General features: G+C 66.8%; 16 protein-coding genes. 13 read left to right on the top strand and 3 right to left on the bottom strand.

Annotation, left to right across the window (positions count from 1 at the left end; all coding sequences use genetic code 11):
• Positions 1-143: 143 nt before the first annotated feature.
• Positions 144-752: a hypothetical protein gene (locus AC3WRC_RS09855; protein WP_492303715.1), complete on the bottom strand. Its 609-nt coding sequence runs from the start codon at positions 750-752 to the stop codon at positions 144-146.
• 184 nt (positions 753-936) lie between these two features.
• Between AC3WRC_RS09855 and AC3WRC_RS09850 the strand changes: the two genes are divergently transcribed.
• The gene (locus AC3WRC_RS09850; RefSeq protein WP_017506170.1) at positions 937-1,800 is read left to right on the top strand and encodes a 50S ribosomal protein L11 methyltransferase; all 864 of its coding nucleotides are present in this window, start codon (positions 937-939) and stop codon (positions 1,798-1,800) included.
• 9 nt (positions 1,801-1,809) lie between these two features.
• Complete coding sequence (locus tag AC3WRC_RS09845; RefSeq protein ID WP_492303714.1) at positions 1,810-3,615, top strand: aminopeptidase P family protein; 1,806 nt, start codon at positions 1,810-1,812, stop codon at positions 3,613-3,615.
• A gap of 1 nt (position 3,616) precedes the next feature.
• Here AC3WRC_RS09845 and AC3WRC_RS09840 read toward each other — a convergent pair whose 3' ends face one another.
• Positions 3,617-5,347, bottom strand: a complete 1,731-nt coding sequence (locus AC3WRC_RS09840; protein WP_492303713.1) for a patatin-like phospholipase family protein — start codon at positions 5,345-5,347, stop codon at positions 3,617-3,619.
• A 773-nt stretch (positions 5,348-6,120) separates the two neighbouring features.
• Here AC3WRC_RS09840 and serS point away from each other — a divergent pair.
• From serS to AC3WRC_RS09800, 8 genes are all read left to right on the top strand, one after another.
• Complete coding sequence (serS, locus tag AC3WRC_RS09835; protein WP_492303712.1) at positions 6,121-7,638, top strand: serine--tRNA ligase; 1,518 nt, start codon at positions 6,121-6,123, stop codon at positions 7,636-7,638.
• The gene (surE, locus tag AC3WRC_RS09830) at positions 7,638-8,432 is read left to right on the top strand and encodes a 5'/3'-nucleotidase SurE (protein WP_492303711.1); all 795 of its coding nucleotides are present in this window, start codon (positions 7,638-7,640) and stop codon (positions 8,430-8,432) included. Before serS ends, surE begins: the two co-directional genes overlap by 1 nt.
• On the top strand, positions 8,429-9,073 hold the full coding sequence (locus AC3WRC_RS09825) for a protein-L-isoaspartate(D-aspartate) O-methyltransferase (protein WP_045810751.1): 645 nt from the start codon (positions 8,429-8,431) through the stop codon (positions 9,071-9,073). Before surE ends, AC3WRC_RS09825 begins: the two co-directional genes overlap by 4 nt.
• A 159-nt stretch (positions 9,074-9,232) precedes the next feature.
• Complete coding sequence (locus tag AC3WRC_RS09820) at positions 9,233-10,309, top strand: peptidoglycan DD-metalloendopeptidase family protein (protein WP_492303797.1); 1,077 nt, start codon at positions 9,233-9,235, stop codon at positions 10,307-10,309.
• Positions 10,310-10,413: 104 nt separating this feature from the next.
• Positions 10,414-10,725, top strand: a complete 312-nt coding sequence (yajC, locus tag AC3WRC_RS09815) for a preprotein translocase subunit YajC (RefSeq protein WP_017504795.1) — start codon at positions 10,414-10,416, stop codon at positions 10,723-10,725.
• Positions 10,726-10,761: 36 nt separating this feature from the next.
• The gene (gene secD, locus AC3WRC_RS09810) at positions 10,762-12,354 is read left to right on the top strand and encodes a protein translocase subunit SecD (RefSeq protein ID WP_492303710.1); all 1,593 of its coding nucleotides are present in this window, start codon (positions 10,762-10,764) and stop codon (positions 12,352-12,354) included.
• On the top strand, positions 12,354-13,343 hold the full coding sequence (gene secF, locus AC3WRC_RS09805) for a protein translocase subunit SecF (protein ID WP_039243629.1): 990 nt from the start codon (positions 12,354-12,356) through the stop codon (positions 13,341-13,343). Before secD ends, secF begins: the two co-directional genes overlap by 1 nt.
• An 87-nt stretch (positions 13,344-13,430) precedes the next feature.
• A complete protein-coding gene (locus AC3WRC_RS09800) occupies positions 13,431-13,706 on the top strand; it encodes a hypothetical protein (protein WP_492303709.1) in 276 nt (91 codons plus the stop codon).
• Positions 13,707-13,749: 43 nt separating this feature from the next.
• Here the strand turns inward: AC3WRC_RS09800 and AC3WRC_RS09795 are convergent, their stop codons facing one another.
• Positions 13,750-14,955, bottom strand: coding sequence for a pyridoxal phosphate-dependent aminotransferase (locus tag AC3WRC_RS09795; protein ID WP_492303708.1), 1,206 nt, complete (start codon positions 14,953-14,955; stop codon positions 13,750-13,752).
• A 122-nt stretch (positions 14,956-15,077) separates the two neighbouring features.
• Here AC3WRC_RS09795 and AC3WRC_RS09790 point away from each other — a divergent pair, with 122 nt between their 5' ends.
• The 3 genes from AC3WRC_RS09790 to AC3WRC_RS09780 all read left to right on the top strand — a co-directional run bounded on the left by AC3WRC_RS09790 (position 15,078) and on the right by AC3WRC_RS09780 (position 17,581).
• Positions 15,078-15,791, top strand: a complete 714-nt coding sequence (locus AC3WRC_RS09790; protein ID WP_091746526.1) for a TVP38/TMEM64 family protein — start codon at positions 15,078-15,080, stop codon at positions 15,789-15,791.
• A 73-nt stretch (positions 15,792-15,864) separates the two neighbouring features.
• A complete protein-coding gene (locus tag AC3WRC_RS09785) occupies positions 15,865-16,320 on the top strand; it encodes a hemerythrin domain-containing protein (protein WP_091746530.1) in 456 nt (151 codons plus the stop codon).
• Between the two features lie 220 nt (positions 16,321-16,540).
• Positions 16,541-17,581: a rod shape-determining protein gene (locus AC3WRC_RS09780; RefSeq protein ID WP_017504801.1), complete on the top strand. Its 1,041-nt coding sequence runs from the start codon at positions 16,541-16,543 to the stop codon at positions 17,579-17,581.
• The last annotated feature ends 85 nt before the right edge of the window (positions 17,582-17,666 follow it).

Here is a 17,666-nt window from a genome sequence, read left to right as displayed (position 1 = left end):
GCATATAGAAGCCCCTGCGCAGAAGTCAAGTATTCCTGGTTTTTCGCTATGCCGGCCGCACGTCGTAAATCGCGGTCCCGAAAACGAAAATCGCCGGACGGGCGAGCCGTCCGGCGATCTGCTGGATCAGAGAGGAAGTGCGATCAGCGCTTGCCGAAGATCATGTCGCCCAGCTTGGCGAAGAAGCCCTTTTCCTCGGGCTTGGCGGCGGGCGCCGGCGCCGGCTTGGGGGCTTCGACCGGCTTGGCAGCGGGAGCCGGCGTCGGCGCGGGCGCCGCAGCGGCGGGCGCAGCAGCGGGTGCGGGCGCAGCGGCGGGCTTGGGCGCGGCGACGGGCTCGGCAGGCTTGGGCGCAGCTGCGGCCGGCTTGGCGACAGGCGCGGCCTTCGAGGCGGCAGCGGGTTTCGAAGCGGCGGCTTTCGGCGCAGGAGTTTTGGCCGCTGCAGGCTTTGCCGCCGTCGCCCTCGGTGCGGCCGCTTTCGAAGCTGCAGGCTTCACTGCCGTCTTGGCGGCGGCGGGCTTGGCTGCGGCCGGTTTGGGGGCGGCGGCTTTCGGAGCAGCCTTGGGGGCAGGGGCGGGTTTCGGCTTGGCTGCGGCCTTGGCGGCGACCGGCTTAGCAGCAGGCTTGGCGGCGGCGGTTTTGGGCGCCGCAGCCTTGGGCGCGACAGCCTTGGCGGCAGCGGGCTTAGGCGCAGCGGCTGCCGGCTTAGCAGCGGCCTTGGGCGCAGCGGTTTTCTCGGCGGCGGTCTTCACGGCGCTCGACTTCGGCGCGGCTTTAGGCTTGGAAGCGGCGGTCGCCGGCTTTGGCGACGCTGGTTTAGACGTAGACGGTGACTTGGCCATGTATTCCCCGACCCCTCGGTTTGATAAAAACGCGGTGGCGACGGGCGTTCAGCACCGGATCGCTACGATTCGCCATATTACCGGTGTTTGAAAAATGTCCGAGTCCGCACTTCAGATAATCGCCCGTGGCCCTCGCGCCGCCGCAGAGGCCGCCGCAGAGGCCGTCGACGCCGATCCGCGACTGGAAGGCGCGACCTATTCGATCCTGGAAGAGGACGAGGACAACGACGTCTGGCGCATCGACGCTTTTCCCACGACCGATGACGAGGTCGAGGGGCTGAAGGCGGTGCTGGCGGGCTATCCGGTGACGGTGCTGGTCGAGAAGCTGGCGGACGCCGACTGGCTGGCCATGTCGCTGTCGGGTCTGCCGCCGGTCGAGGCCGGACGGTTCTTCGTCTACGGCGCGCACGATCAGGGTAAGGTGCCCGAGGGTCGCGTCACGCTGAAGATCGACGCTGGCGCCGCATTCGGCACAGGCCACCATGGCACGACGGTCGGCTGCCTGGAGGCGTTCGACAAGCTGCTGGAGACCGAAAGCTTTGAGAAGGTGCTGGACGTGGGTTGCGGCACGGGCGTGCTGGCGATCGCGGCGGCCAAGACGGGCACCCCCATCGCGGTCGGCACCGACATCGACGAGCCCTCGGCCCGGATCGCCAATGAGAACGCCGAGATCAACGAGGCCAAGTGCGACTTCTATTTCGCCGATGGCCTCAGCGATCCTCGCATCGCCCAGCATCAGCCGTATGATCTGGTGTTCGCCAACATCCTGGCCGCGCCGCTGGTGCATCTGGCGCCCGAGATCGCGGCGGCGCTGAAGAGCGGCGGGGTCGCGATCCTGTCGGGCCTGCTGCGCACGCAGGAGGAGCGGGTGCTGGAGGCCTATCTGCCGCTGGGTTTTACGGTCGAACAGACCATCCATCACGACGCCTGGAGCGCCCTGCAACTGCGAAAGGGCTGAGGATCGATCATGCGCCAGACTTTCGACGAGACGACCGACCCGTCCTTTGGGGCCAAAAACCTGCCGCTGCTGCGCGCCGAAATGGCGAAGCAGGGGCTGGACGGGTTTCTGATCCCCCATGAGGACGAGCATCAGAACGAGTATCTGCCGGACGCCAATGAGCGCCTGGCCTGGGCGACCGGCTTCACCGGCTCGGCCGGGGCGGCGGTGGTGTTTCAGGATCGCGCCAGCATGTTCACCGACGGTCGCTACACCGTTCAGGTCAAGGCCCAGACCGATCCGGCGCTTTTCGAGCGACGCGACCTCAATGACGTGGCGGCTTATCTCGAGACGGCGGCGAAGGGGGCGGTGATCGGTTATGATCCGCGTCTGCACAGCCCGGATGCCCTGGTCGCCCTTAAGGCGGCGGCGCAGAAGGCGGGGGCCGAGTTGCGCGCCGTGGACGCCAATCCGCTGGACCTGGCCTGGGGCGCCGGTCGTCCGGCCCAGCCGACGGCGCCGGTCGTGCCGCACGAGGACGCCTATTCCGGCGAGAGCCATGCATCCAAGCGGGCGCGGATCGGCAAGGCCGTGGCGGACGCCGGCGCAGACGCGGTGGTGCTGACGGCGCCGATGTCGATCGCCTGGCTGTTCAATGTGCGCGGCGGGGACGTGATCCGGTCGCCCCTGCCGATCGGCCAGGCCATCCTGGCGGCGGATGGCAAGGCGCGGCTGTTCCTGGACCCGGCCAAGGTGACGAATGCTTTGCCGGCCTGGCTGGGCGACGATGTCCGCATCGAGGCGACCGAGCAGCTGCCGGCGGCGCTGGACGGGCTTTCGGGCCAGAAGGTCATGATCGATCCGTCGCTTTCCTCGGCCTGGTATTTCGACCGGCTGGAAGCGGCGGGCGCGACGGTTGTGCGGGCGATGGACCCCTGCGCTATTCCCCGTGCGGCCAAGAATGCGGTGGAGATCGAGGGCAGCCGTCAGGCGCACATTCGTGACGGAGCGGCGCTGAGCCGGTTCCTGCACTGGGTCGATACGGTGGTGCAGGAGACGCTGCCGGACGAGCGCGAGGTGGTTGAGGCGCTGGAGCGATTCCGCGAGCAGACCGGGGTGCTGAAGGACCTGAGTTTCGACACAATCGCCGGGGCCGGGCCGAACGGGGCCTTGCCGCATTACAAGCCGGTGGGAGCCAGCATCCGCAAGGTCGAGAAGGGCTCGTTGCTGCTGGTGGACGGCGGCGGTCAGTATCTGGACGGCACGACCGATGTGACCCGCACCATGGCGGTAGGCGAGCCGAGCGAGGACCAGCGCCACAAGTTCACGCTGGTTCTGAAGGCGCACATCGCCATGGCGACGATCCGTTTCCCGGCGGGGACCAGCGGCATGGCGCTGGACGCCATTGCGCGGGCTCCAATGTGGGCGGCGGGGCTGGATTACGATCACGGCACCGGCCACGGCGTCGGCAGCTATCTGGGCGTCCACGAGGGGCCGCAGCGGATTGCGAAATGGGGCACGTCCCAGCCGCTGGCGGAAGGGATGATCCTGTCCAACGAGCCCGGCTATTACCGTGAAGGCCACTGGGGCATCCGTATCGAGACCCTGCAGGTCGTGACGCCCGCTGAGGTCCCCGAGGGTGGCGAGAGGCCCATGCACGGGTTCGAGCAGCTGACGTTCGCGCCGATCGACCGCAAGCTGATCGCGGTCGAGATGCTGACGCCGGACGAGCGGGCCTATGTCGACGCCTATCACGCCGAAACGCTGGCCAAGGTCGGGCCGTTGATGGATGGCGAGGCGCTGGACTGGCTGAAGCGGGCCTGCGAACCGCTTTGACCTAAAGGACTGGAACCCGTCGCCGCAGGTGAGTGACGGGGACCGTCAGTTCGGCCAGCGCGGCCTTCATCGCCTCATAGCCCGTGGCGACGGGGCCGTCGTAGGTTTTCCAGTCGCGAATGTCGCTGCCGGCGACCTGGGGCAGGACCAGGACGTCGGCGTCGGCGCGCGACTGCGTCATCTCGACGTCGGTGGTGATGGTGGCCGAGCGCATCAGGATCGAGACGATGGGCGGGCCGGCTTTCCAGGCTCCGGACAGGACCCATTTCCACCAGGACGGCGGATTCTCCAGCGCCTGGGGATCGACGCCTCGCGTCTGGGACATGTCCACGCCGATGATCGGGCCGCTGTTCAGTTGACGCATCACGCTAGTAGGGAAGTTCTTCAGAACGGCGCCGTCCACCAGCACCTGACCGTCCATGACGACCGGCGGCAGGACGCCGGGAATGGCGATGGAGGCGCGCATGGCCCGCCGCATCAGGCCGGTGCGATGCGCCTCGATCCGGCCCGAGGTCAGGTTGGAGGAGACGGCGAAGAAGGGCAGGGCCAGGTCCGCCAGGTCGATGTCGCCGTAAGCCTGTTCCAGCAGACGGGCGACCTTGCGGGCGCGAGACATGGCGATGATCGGCACGGCGAGGTCCGACAGCGGATCGGACTCGACGAAGGCGCGCCGAATCTCGAAATCCAGCCGTTCGAAGGACCAGCCCAGGGCCGGGCCGGCGGCGACAACCGCGCCCATGGAGGCGCCGCCCGCGAAGTCGATGGGGACCTTGGCCTCTTCCAGGGCCCGGATCGCGCCGATGTGGCAATAGGCCCGCGCACCGCCGCCGGACAGAACCAGTCCGACCGCCGTGCCGGTGACGACGCGGGCGATGCGCTCGGCGTCGGTGGCCAGTCCTTCGACGCAGTGGAACCAGCGATCGGGCTGTAGCGCATCCAGCCACACGCGCGTGTTGGCCGGGTGATGCATGCGCGGATCGCGCAGCAGGATCAGGTCGGTCAGGCGGCGGCCGTCGCCGAAGCCCTGGCGGCGCGGCACGGCGGACGGCGGCGCCAGAAGGCCGCTGCCGACGATGAACATCCGGTCCACCTGACGCGCGCACAGGCTGGCCCAGGCGGGCTGATCCTGTTCGGCGACATAGAGGACATAGTCGTGGTCGCCCTCCACCCGGCTGAACCATTCGGACGCCGAGGCCAGGGCCGACTGGTCGATGACCTGACAGGTGAAGCCCATGGCCTGGATGGCGGCGGCGATGCGTTCGACGAAGGCGCGGATGGGCCGGGGACGGGCCGAGACGAAGCCGAAGACGCTGGGCTCGGACGCGCCCGCCGTGCGCTCGCGGGCGCGGTGGATCATCAACCGCGACAGTTCGACCATCAGGTCCGGTTCGGTGCGGGCGGCCTCGAAGAAGGCTTCGCGCGGCAGGGCCAGGATCTCGCTGTCCCGCAGGGCGACGACGGTGGCGGTGTGCGGCGTGCCGGCCAGCATGGCCATCTCGCCCACCGGCTCGCCCGCCTTGACCACGCCCAGCATGTGCGGCGGCTGATCCGCCTCCATCCGAAACACGCCCAGACGGCCGGAGCGGACCAGATAAAGGGTGTCGGCCGGATCGCCTTCGGTGAACAGCGGCTCGCCGCCGGTCAGCGCAAACCAGCTGGCCCGGTCGACCATGCGACCTTCGAAAATTCGCGCGAGCGAGGTCGCCAGCGTGTCGGGGCGAAGCGTGGCCATGATCCGTTTGTAGGCGCGATTCTCAAGCGGGTGAATTAAGATGTTTGGACGTGCGACGGCGCCTTCGCGCGGTCGCAGCGAAGTCTGGAGGGCTAGGCGGAGCGCCGGGCCTTCGCCCGGAGTGTGAGTTTGTAAGTACCGTTTCGACGAAGGGTATGACGCTCCGCGCGGGGGGTTGGCCTGCAAGCTCGGGGCGCCGAGCGGTGGCGGTCTTATCGCCTAACCCCATAAGCCTGCGACGGGCGGGTCGGAGCAGCGATCCCCGATCCCCGGTTCGGCCGAGTATCCCCCTCGACCCTGCGACGCGACTGCGGGCGCCGGGGCGATTCCCCGACCGATCAGCCCCGGCGCCGCGATGGAGTTTCACCACCGCCCCCGTTCCCTCCGCTCTCGCCGCCGCAAGGTCGCAGGCCTTACGAGCCCTCCATGCGACGAGACGGGTGCATTATGCGGCCGTTTGACCCCTTGGATGGGAGAAGGCGGACATAAATCGGCAAGCGGTTGAAATCGCTGGGGAGGGGCCAGCGGCATTGCGATGGCTGAGCATCGTCTCCTCCCCATGTCATGGGGAGGTGGCTCGAAGCGTAGCGGAGAGACGGAGGGGCTCTTCAGCGCATCCCGGTGCTTGAGCGGCGTGTAGAACCCCTCCACCGCTTCGCGGTCCCCCTCCCCACAAGTGGGGAGGAGACAATGGTGCGAGCTTCTCGCGTTGCCCGATTCCGCGTGGGCGGGTAGAGCGTTCGGCTTCTCCCGCCCAGCCGAAGTTTCAGACCATGCACGACATCAGAGCCATTCGCGAGAACCCCCAGGTTTACGTGGCGGGCTGGTCGTCGCGCGGGGTGGATGAGGCCGACGGGCTGGTGGCGGACATCCTGCGGCTGGACGGCGAACTGCGTCACGCCCAGACGACGGGGCAGGATGCCTTGGCCAAGCGCAATGCGGCCTCCAAGCTGATCGGCGCCGCCATGGGACGCAAGGACATGGCCGAGGCCGACCGGCTGAAGGCCGAGGTCGAGGCGCTGAAAGGCGATATCGCGGCGGCGGCCGAGGTCGAGGCGCGCGTCGGCAAGGAGCTGCGCGACCTGCTGGCGGCGCAGAAGAACCTGGCGGCCGAGGATGTGCCGGACGGCGAGGACGAGGCGGGCAATGTCGAGGTCTCGACCTGGGGTGAGCCGCGTCGGACGGGTCCGGCCAAGGACCACGCCGACCTGGGCGAGGCCCTAGGGATGCTGGACTTCGAGGCGGCTGCGAAGATGTCGGGCGCGCGGTTCGCGGTGCTGAAGGGGCAGTTGGCGCGGCTGGAACGGGCCGTGGGCCAGTTCATGCTGGATATGCAGACGGACCAGCACGGCTATCTGGAAGTGAACCCGCCGTATCTGGTGCGGGACGACGCGATGTTCGGGACCGGGCAGTTGCCCAAATTTGAGGAGGATTTGTTCCGCGCCGAATCCCTAGATCAGGAAGCAGTCCGCAATCGAGTGCGAGAGATGGGCGCTCAATCAGGCGAAGAGCATCGTCCTCTAGTTGAAGCCCTAGAACGCAAACTGGCCGAAGACGGGCTGCAAGGCGAAGCTTTCGTGTCCGCTATGCGAGAAGCGGCCACAGCTTCGTTTCGAGAGGTCTATGAGCGCGACTGGAGCGTCATAGCGAGCGAAATAAATGCCGGCTCCTACAGTCAACGGCACTACCTCATCCCCACCGCCGAAGTCTCCCTGACCAATCTCGTGCGCGAGACCATCCTGCCCGAGGACGACTTGGCGACGCCGATGCGGATGACGGCGCTGACGCCGTGCTTCCGGGCCGAGGCGGGGTCGGCGGGACGTGATACGCGCGGGCTGATCCGCCAGCACCAGTTCTCCAAGGTCGAGATGGTGTCCATCGCGCGGCCGGAGGACTCAGACGCCGAGCATGAGCGGATGACGGCCTGTGCGGAAGCCGTGCTGAAGGCGCTGGAGCTGCCGTTCCGGCGGATGCTGCTGTGCAAGGGCGACATGGGCTTTTCGGCGCAGAAGACCTTCGACCTGGAGGTCTGGCTGCCCAGCCAGGGAACCTATCGCGAGATCAGCAGCTGCTCGAACTGCGGCGACTTCCAGGCGCGGCGCATGGATGCGCGGTTCAAGCGGGCCGGCGAGAAGAAGACCGAGTTCGTCCACACGCTGAACGGCTCGGGCCTGGCGGTCGGCCGGACGCTGGTGGCGATCATGGAAAACTATCAGCAAGACGACGGGCGGATCGCCGTGCCGGCGGTGTTGCAGCCCTATATGGGCGGTTTGCAGGTCGTGGGCGGCTGATGCGTATTCTTCTGACCAACGACGACGGCATCGAGGCCGAAGGTCTGGAATGCCTCGAGCGGATCGCGCGCACGCTGAGCGACGACGTGTGGGTGTGCGCGCCCGCCGTCGAGCAGTCGGGCAAGGGGCGGGGGATCACCCTGACCGAGCCGCTGCGGGTGCTGAACCTGGGCAAGAAGCGGTTCGCGGTGACGGGCACGCCGACCGACTGTGTCGTGCTGGCGGTCAATGACCTGATGCCGGAGAAGCCCGATCTGGTGCTGTCGGGCGTCAATCGCGGGCACAATATCGGCGAGGACGTCAGCTATTCCGGCACGGTGGCGGGCGCCTTGCAGGGGATGGCGTTCGGCATCCGCTCCATCGCCCTGAGCCAAAGCCTGGAGCGGTTCCACGACGAGGTCGTGGCGCACTGGGAGACAGCGGAAGCCTTTGCGCCTGCGATCATCAGCCGCCTGCTGGACCAGAAATGGGCGAACGGGGTGGTGATGAACCTGAACTTCCCCAACCGGCCGCCCGAAGCCGTCGATCAGGTCGAGGTGACGACCCAGGGCTTCCGCAACGTCGGCGAGATGCATGCGGTGCGGCGCACGGACCTGCGCGGACGGGACTATTACTGGATGAGCTTCCGCGGTGAAAAGCAGGAGCATGCCGAGGGCACGGACCTGCGGGCCATCGAGGAGGGGCGGATCTCGGTCACGCCGCTGCATATCGACCTGACGCACATGACCAGCGTGCATGACCTGAAGAAGGTGTTGGGCGGGGCGCCGCCCAAGACTGTGGCGACCGCCGCATGAACCTGCACGACGACCGGGCCGGGCGCTTGATCCTGTCGTTGAGGCAGCAGGGGGTCACGGATCCGCGCGTGCTGAAGGCGATGGAGAGCATCGACCGCGCGGTCTTCGTGCACGAGAAGTTCCTGGATCAGGCGTGGGAGGATCAGGCCCTGCCGATCGACTGCGCCCAGACGATCAGCCAGCCCTATATCGTCGGACTGATGACCCAGGCGCTGGAGGTGCAGGCGCGTCACCGGGTGTTGGAGATCGGTACGGGCAGCGGGTATCAGTGCGCGGTGCTGAGCCGGCTGGCGCGCTATGTCTATTCGGTGGAGCGGTATCGCAGTCTGCTGGTCGAGGCCGAAGCGCGACTGCGGGTGCTGAAGATCGAGAACGTCATCACCAAGCACGGCGACGGCGGCCTGGGCTGGGCTGAACAGGCGCCCTTCGACCGGATCATGGTCACCGCCGCCTCGCCCACCGAGCCGACCGAACTGCTGAAACAGCTGAAGCCGAACGGGGTGCTGGTCGCGCCTGTGGGGCGCACGTCGGTGCAGATGCTGCATCGCTACGTCGGACAGGGCGACGGATCCTTCCACCGCGAAAGTCTGACGGAAGTGCGTTTCGTGCCCCTGGTCGAGGGGACGGCGAAGGAGGGTTAGGCTCCTTTTTGCTGGCTATCGCTCGCGACCGGGTTGCTCGCTGTTTGAGCCGTTAACCTTCGCGCCCCAATTCCGTGCGGTTTGCGGGGTTGGCTTATGGGGCGCGAGCGGGCACACCGGGCGGGCGAGTTTAACCACGAATGGGAGCAGCCGGTGGCGATGATTTCGGGCTGGATGAGAGCGGTTCTGGTCGCGGGGGCGGCGTTGAGCACGGCGGCCTGCATCAGCTATCCTTCGGAGCCGCGCTATTCGACGCATGCGAACCCGGCTCCAGTTTACGGTCCGGGGCAGGGCGCCTATCCGCAGCAGCCGGTCTATCCGAACGCCGGTCAGAATTCGAACCAGCCCTATCGGCCGGCCCCCTATGAATCGCCGCCGCCTGCGACCGCGCCGATCGGGCAGGTGGACGGCGGAGCCTTGCCGCCGACGGTCAATGTCGGTCCGAGCCAACCGACCTATCAGCCGCCGGCGTCGCAACCACCCGCCTATACGCCGCCGTCCTATCCGTCTTCGTCGGCCCCGGTGCGCCCGGGCGCGGCCTATGTGATCCAACCGGGCGACACGATCTCGGGCGTGGGACGCCGCTTCCAGACGCCGGTTCAGACGCTGATCGATCTGAACGGACTGGGGCCGCGCGGGGCGATCACGACGGGCCAGCGAATCATCCTGCCAGAAGCGGCGGTGGATACCGGCCGCGATCCTTACGCGACCGGCGCCTCGCCCGTCGGCGTGCTGGTGCCCAACAACGGCGCCGTGCCGCCGCCCCCGCCGCCGCCCTCGGGCAATGCGGCCCTGCCGGTCCAGACGCGACCTGTCGAACAGACAAACGCCGGCGCCGCTGCCGCTCAGCCGAATCTGCTGTGGCCTGTACGCGGCGACATCGTGCGGCGTTTCGGCCCGGTCGGCATGGGCGAGCGGAACAATGGCATCAACATCGGCGCCTCAGCCGGCGCGACGGTCAGCGCCTCTGCGGCTGGGCGCGTGGCCTATGTCGGCAGCGATCTGGTGGGGCAGGGGCTGACGGTGCTGATCGTGCACGCCAACGGCTGGCGCACGGTCTATGGCCATCTGGGTTCGGCGACGGTCAAGGACGGTGACGACGTTCGCGCGGGCCAGCAGATCGGCACCGTGGGTTTGACGGCCGGCGACGGACGCCCCTCGATCCACTTCGAGACCCGTCAGATGCGCGGCGACGATCCGGTCGCTGTCGATCCTTTGACAGTGTTGCCCAGGTAGCGCTTTCGCCGCGTTGCATTCCACGAAGCGGAGCCCTAGGTTCCGCGCCTCGTTTTTGATGGGTGCCGATGACGGCCGCCCCCTATCTGTTTGCGGAGACTACCATGGGCGCTGAAGGCGGCTTGACGGCGCAGTTGATCGGGTTTGCGCCCATCATCGGTATTTTCATCCTGTTCTACTTCCTGCTGATCCGTCCGCAGCAGAAGCGCGCCAAGGAACACGCGACCGCCATCGCCGCCGTCAAGCGTGGCGACACCGTCGTCCTGGGCAGCGGCATGATCGGCAAGGTCACCCGCGTCGAAGAGGCCGAGGTCAACGTCGAGATCGCCCCCAGCGTCAACGTGCGCGTGGTCAAGGCCATGATCGCCGAGGTGCGCAACCGCACCGCCATCGCCGCCAACGATTCCAAGGCCTGATACGCTCGCGTATCCGCCGATACCTGGACCGCCCTCATGATTCAGCTGTCGCGCTGGAAAGTCATTCTCGTCGTCGTCGCGGCCGTTCTCGGCTGTCTGCTGGCGTTCCCGAACCTGTTGTCGGATCAGCAACGCGAGGCGCTGCCCGGCTTCATGCCCAAGAACAAGCTGAACCTGGGGCTGGACCTTCAGGGCGGTTCGTATCTGCTGCTGGAAGTCGATGTGCCGGCGATGCGCGAAAAGCGCGTCACCAACCTGATCGAAGACGTTCGGGTCACGCTGAACGGCGCGGGCGTCGCCACCAACGGCTTCCAGCGTGAAGCCGGCGGCGTGGTCGTCACCCTGGCCAATCCGGCCCAGAGCGATGTCGCGTTCAAGGCGCTGCAACAACTGGGCGGTCAGGTCGGACCGGGCGGCCAGGCGGAACGCACCGCGACGCGCCTGGGCGATAACCGCATCCGCTTCGCCTATACCGACGCCGCGCTGAACGGCATGGGCGCGACGGCCGTGGACCAGTCGATCGAGGTGGTGCGCCGCCGGATCGACAGCCTGGGCACGCGCGAACCGTCCATCACCCGCCAGGGCGCCGACCGGATTGTCGTCCAGGCGCCGGGCGAAAGCGATCCGACAAAGTTGGAAGAAGTCATCGGCCAGACGGCGCAGCTGACCTTCCAGATGGTCGATGTCGAGAACTCGGTTCAGGACGCCCTGGCCGGCCGTGTGCCGCCCGATTCCGAACTGCTGCAAGGCGAGGACGGCACGCCCTATCTGGTCAAGAAGCGCGTGCTGGTGTCGGGCGAGAACCTGACCCGCGCCGGCGTCGGTTCGGACCAGAGCGGCCGTCCGGCCATCGACTTCCGCTTCGACGGCGCCGGCGCCCGCCGGTTCGGCGAAGCCACCGCCGCCAACCTTCAAAAGCCCTTCGCCATCATCCTGGACGGCAAGGTCATTTCGGCCCCGACGATCCAGAGCGCGATCACCTCGGGCTCGGGTCAGATCACAGGCAACTTCTCGATCCAGGAAGCGGCGACGCTGGTGAACCTGCTGAACGGGGGCGCCCTGCCGGCGCCGCTGAACGTCGAGGAGCGCCGCACCGTGACGGCCGAACTGGGCGCGGACGCGGTCGCCGCCGGCGCCCTGTCGACCGCCGTCGGCTTCGCCATCATCGTGCTGTTCATGATCCTGGCCTACGGCCTGCTGTTCGGCGGCGTGTCGGTGGTCGGCCTGGTGCTGAACGGCGTGCTGATCGTGGCGGCCATGTCGTTGACCCAGGCGACACTGACCCTGCCCGGCATCGCCGGTCTGATCCTGACCTTCGCGGTCGCGGTGGACGCCAACGTGCTGATCTACGAGCGGATGCGTGACGAGGCCCGGGCGGGACGCAGCGTCATCGCCTCGATGGACGCCGGCTTCAACAAGGCCATGGGCACCATCATCGACGCCAACCTGACCACCCTGGTCGCGGCGGGCATCATGTTCGTGTTCGGCGAAGGCCCGGTTCGCGGGTTCGCCTGGACCCTGACCATCGGTGTGTTCACCTCGGTCTTCTCGTCGGTCCTGGTCGCTCAGGTCCTGCTCGGCTACTGGCTCAAGACGGCCAAGCCCAAAAAACTGCCGATCGCGGAGTGATGGCGATGCGTGGATGGCCCCTGATCAAACTGCTGCCGCAGAAGACGAACTTCCACTTCGTCAAATATGCGCGGTTCGCCGGCGTCCTGTCTGTGATCCTGTGCGTCGCGGCGATCGTCTCCTGCTTCTATCCCGGCCTGAACATGGGCATCGACTTCCGGGGCGGCGCCTCGATGGAAGTGTCCAAGCCGGCGGGCCAGACGATCGAGCTGGATCGGGTCCGCGAGGCCGTGAACGGCCTGAACCTCGGCGACGTCCAGGTCCAGGGCATCGCGCGCCGCGACACCAATGTCGATGACGGCTCGACCGCCATTCTTCGCTTCCAGGTGCCGGAAGGCCGCGATCAGACCCAGGTGGTCAATCAGGTCGAAGGCGCCATCAGCGGCGCGGTCGGTCAGGTCAACTATTCGGGCGTCAGCGTCGTCGGCTCCAAGGTGTCGGGCGAGCTGTTCACCTCGGGCCTGTTGGCTCTGGGCGTAGCGATCGGCCTGATGTTCCTGTACATCTGGTTCCGGTTCGAGCCGCAGTTCGGTTTCGGCGCCGTGGTCGGCCTGCTGCACGACGTGATCCTGACGTTCGGGCTGATCGTGCTGTTCAAGCTGGAGTTCAGCCTGAACATGGTCGCCGCGGTCCTGACCGTGATCGGCTATTCGATGAACGACACCGTCGTCGTGTTCGACCGCCTTCGCGAGAATCTGCGCAAGTACAAGACCATGCCGCTGCGCGACGTGATCGACCTGTCGCTAAACGAGACCCTGTCGCGGACCATCATCACCGGCGTGACCGCCGTCATGGTGCTGGCGGCCCTGGCCATCTTCGGCGGCGAGGCCCTGTTCGGCTTCTCGATCGCCCTGATGTTCGGCATCATCATCGGCACCTATTCGTCGATCTATGTCGGCGCGCCGATCATCCTGCTGTGGGGCGTCAAGCGCGGCGCCCTGGCTGACGACGCCAAGCCGGTGAAGCTGGGCATGGCCAGCCGGCCGTAGGTCGAGCGCCATCGTCGAAAAATCAGGCCGCCCTTGCATCGCTTGGGCGGCCTTTTCCTTGGGCGTCGTCCATGCAAGGCTAGGCTTATGAAAGCGCTCGCCATCACCGTCACCGCCATCGCCCTGACCGGCGCCCTGTCCGCCTGCACCGACAGCAAGCGGGCGCGCAACGACGCCACCTGGGGCGACAAGCCGGCGGACATCACCTGCTGGACCTATGGAGTGGAGAACTTCAAGGGACGCTCGACCGGCAAGGTCGAATATGACGACGGCGGCCGGATCTCGTTCGTCGATGCGTCGAACAACCGCTACACCACGATCGATGGCGATTGCCGCGTGGTCTATATGCAGCCCAGCAAGTAGGGCCGGATGGCGGGCGGAGGCCTGAGCCTCCGCCCTTGGTCGATCAGCGCAGCGAGGCCGTGAAGCGCTGGATGCGGGTGCAGGCTTCTTCCAGCACGGCGTCCGAGGTGGCGTAGCTGATGCGGAAATAGGGGCTCAGGCCGAAGGCCTCGCCCTGGACCACGGCGACGCCCTCGGCGTTCAGCAGTTCCGCGGCGAAGGTGGAATCGCCATCGATGGCGACACCCGTCTCGGTCGTCTTGCCGATCAGTCCGGCGATTGACGGATAGACGTAGAAAGCGCCCTCGGGCGTGGCGCATGCGATGCCAGCCGCCTGGTTGAGCATCGAGACGACCAGATCGCGGCGCTTTTCGAAGGCGGCCTTGCGCTCGGGGATGAAGTCCTGCGGGCCGTTCAGCGCCTCGACAGCCGCCCACTGGCTGATGCTGGACGGGTTGGACGTGGTCTGGCTGGCCACCTTGCGCATCAAATCGATCAGCGGCTTGGGGCCGCCGGCGTAGCCGATGCGCCAGCCGGTCATGGCATAGGCCTTGGACACGCCGTTGACCGTCAGGGTGCGGTCGATCAGGTCCGGCGCCACCTGGGCGATGGTGGTGTATTCGAAGTCGCCATAGACGAGGTGCTCGTACATGTCGTCGGTCAGCACCCAGACCTGCGGGTGGCGACGCAGCACCTCCGCCAGGGCTTCCAGTTCGGCGCGCGTATAGGCGGCGCCGGTTGGGTTGGAAGGGCTGTTCAGGATCAGCCACTTGGTGCGGGGCGTGATGGCGGCCTCTAGCACGGCCGGCAGCAGCTTGAAGCCGTCCTTCTCCTCGCCGATCACGGTGACCGGCTCGCCGCCGGCCAGCAGCACCATATCAGGATAGCTGACCCAGTAGGGGGCGGGCACGATGACTTCGTCGCCGGGATTCAGCGTCGCGACCAGGGCGTTGAAGATGACGGGCTTGCCGCCCGGCGCGACGTGGATGTTGGCGGCTGTATAGTCGAGATCGTTCTCGCGCTTGAACTTGGCCACGATGGCCGCCTTCAACTCGGGCATGCCGTCGGCGTCGGTGTATTTGGTCTCGCCGCGGTTGATCGCGTCGATCGCGGCCTGTTTGATGTTGTCCGGCGTATCGAAGTCCGGCTCGCCGGCGCCCAGGCCGATCACGTCGCGGCCTTCGGCTTTAAGCTTCCGGGCCTGCGCGGTGACGGCGATGGTGGCCGAGGGCTTGACGCGGGCGAGGGCGGAAGATTGCAGGCTGGACATGAACTATCCCGTGGTTTTGGAAGTTTTTGCCGGGGAGGCGGGGTTGTTTACGCGGCGTCGCCCCTCGGGACAATGCGCTGATGCTCGCTAATGCAGAGATGGGATGATAAGCGGCGGCTCTGATGCGCTGGATCATCGATTTTCTGTCGAACATGGAGGCGCGTCGCTGGCGCGCCGTGCTGGCGACGGCCTTGCTGCTGGGCGCGATGATCGCCCTGTTCGCCGTCGGCAAGAGCCAACTGGGGCTGGAGGCCGAGGGGCGGCTGGAAGACTGGCTGGGCGGGTTCCGTCAGGGGCCTTGGGGGCTGGTAGCCGCCATCGTGGTGTTCACGATTTCGGCCTTCTTCGGCGCGCCGCAGTTCATCCTGATCGCCGCCTGCGTCGTGGCGTTCGGGCCGTGGTTCGGCTTCCTCTACAGCTGGATCGCGACGGTCGTGTCGGCGGGCGTGACCTATTGGCTGGGACGCGGACCCACGGCGCGGCTGCTGGCGCGGCACGGCGGCAAGACGGTCGGACGGCTGACGCGGTTCGTCGGCAAGAACGCCTTCTACGCCAGCTTCATGATCCGCAACGTGCCGTCGGCGCCGTTCATCGTCGTCAACATGGCGTTCGGGGCGGCGAGGGCGTCGTTCCCGGGCTTTCTGGCGGGGTGCGCGCTGGGGGTATTGCCGAAGACCGCGCTCGTCGCCTTCTTTGGCGGATCCTTCATGACGGCGGTCAGCGGCGACGGGATCTGGACCTCGGCCATATTGGCTGGCGTGGCGCTGGCCTGGCTGGCGCTGATGCTGTTGGTGCGTGAACTGGTCAAGCGGCGCGAGATCGCGCGCGGCGACTGAGGGGATTTGCTTAGCCTGCTATTTAGATTCCGTTCATCCAGAGGTTGCATGGTGTTGCTTTGGAGGCGTCGCCATGGATGTCCGTATTCTGAAGACGCAGCACGGCCGGATCATTCGACTGGCCAGCGCCCTGGGAGGCACCGCCGCCATTATGAAAACGTCGGACGATGCGATCCGCGCCCGTGAGCTGATGCGTGCGCTGAATACGGCTCTGACCGAGCATCTCGCGATCGAGGACGGCGAACTTTATCCCGTACTGATGCGGTCCCAAGATCATTCGGTTCGCGACCTCGCGCAGCACTATGTTGAGGACATGGGGGCTCTGAGCGGCGTTTGGGCGCACTATTTCGAAGAGTGGTCACAGGCCCGCATTCTGAGGGATCGGGAGCGTTTCGCTTCTGTAACCAAGGGGTTGATCGGCGCCTTGGCGCATCGGGTCGCCCGCGAGGAGGACACGCTGTATCCCACGATGGAGGCGGCGGACGCCCTGGCCGTCGTTCCGAAGCGCGACGGCAGGCCGACATCCTGAAGCCGGTGTCCACAGGCGTCGTGCCTCGATAGCCCTCTCCATATGACGACACTGTCATCGGGGCTTGTATTCCCGGTTTCATACGGGCAAACCCGCCGCTAGTAGGCGTGGCGAAGACGATCAGGAACTGTCCGGCGTGGGGATGTCAGGGCAGTTGGGGCGTCGCCAGGTCGACTGAGACATCTAGACGCCCTGCCAGCTAACAACGGTATCGATTCCCATGAGCTTCTCCCTTTTCGGCGCGATCTCCAACGACATCGCGATGGACCTGGGCACCGCCAACACCCTGATCTACATGAAGGGCAAGGGCATCGTCCTGAACGAGCCGTCGGTCGTGGCGCTGAGAAACGTCGGGGGGCGCAAGGTCGTTCACGCCGTGGGGATCGAGGCCAAGCAGATGCTGGGCCGCACGCCGGGCCACATGGAGGCGATCCGCCCCATGCGTGACGGCGTCATCGCCGACTTCGAAGTCGCCGAGGAGATGATCAAGCACTTCATCCGCAAGGTTCATAATCGCAAGGGCTTCGTGAACCCCAAGATCATCGTCTGCGTGCCCTCGGGCGCCACGGCGGTCGAGCGTCGCGCGATCAACGACAGCTGCCTGAACGCCTCGGCGCGCCGCGTGGGCCTGATCGACGAGCCCATGGCGGCTGCGATCGGCGCCGGCTTGCCGATCCACGAGCCGACAGGCTCGATGGTCGTCGACATCGGCGGCGGCACGACGGAAGTCGCCGTCCTGTCGCTGTCGGGCATCGTCTATTCGCGTTCGGTCCGCGTCGGCGGCGACAAGATGGACGACAGCATCATCAGCTACATGCGCCGCAACCATAACCTTCTGATCGGCGAAACGACCGCCGAACGCATCAAGAAGGACATCGGCACCGCCCGCATCCCGGCCGACGGCGAAGGCCTGTCGATCGAGGTCAAGGGCCGCGACCTGATGCAGGGCGTGCCGCGCGAGGTGCGCATCTCGGAGCGTCAGGCGGCGGAAGCCCTGGCCGAGCCGGTCACCCAGATCATCGAAGCCGTGAAGGTCGCGCTGGAAGCCACCCCGCCTGAACTGGCCGCCGACATCGCCGACAAGGGCATCATGCTGACGGGCGGCGGCGCCTTGCTGCGCGGTCTGGACGTCGAGATCCGCGATCACACCGGCCTGCCGGTCTCGGTCGCCGATGATCCGCTGTCGTGCGTGGCCATCGGCTGCGGCCGCGTGCTGGAGCACCCGCGCTGGATGAAGGGCGTTCTCGACTCCGCGCTCTGATCCGTCCGTTGCAGCCAGGTGAAAGCTTGGCTGCAAATCCTTGTCAGGCCTGCGTGATCACGGTTCCATTCCGGCCTTGATTTTG

Source organism: Brevundimonas sp. EU05-FHT14B07, from assembly GCF_058790795.1.
This window is presented reverse-complemented; position numbering and strand designations above follow the sequence as displayed.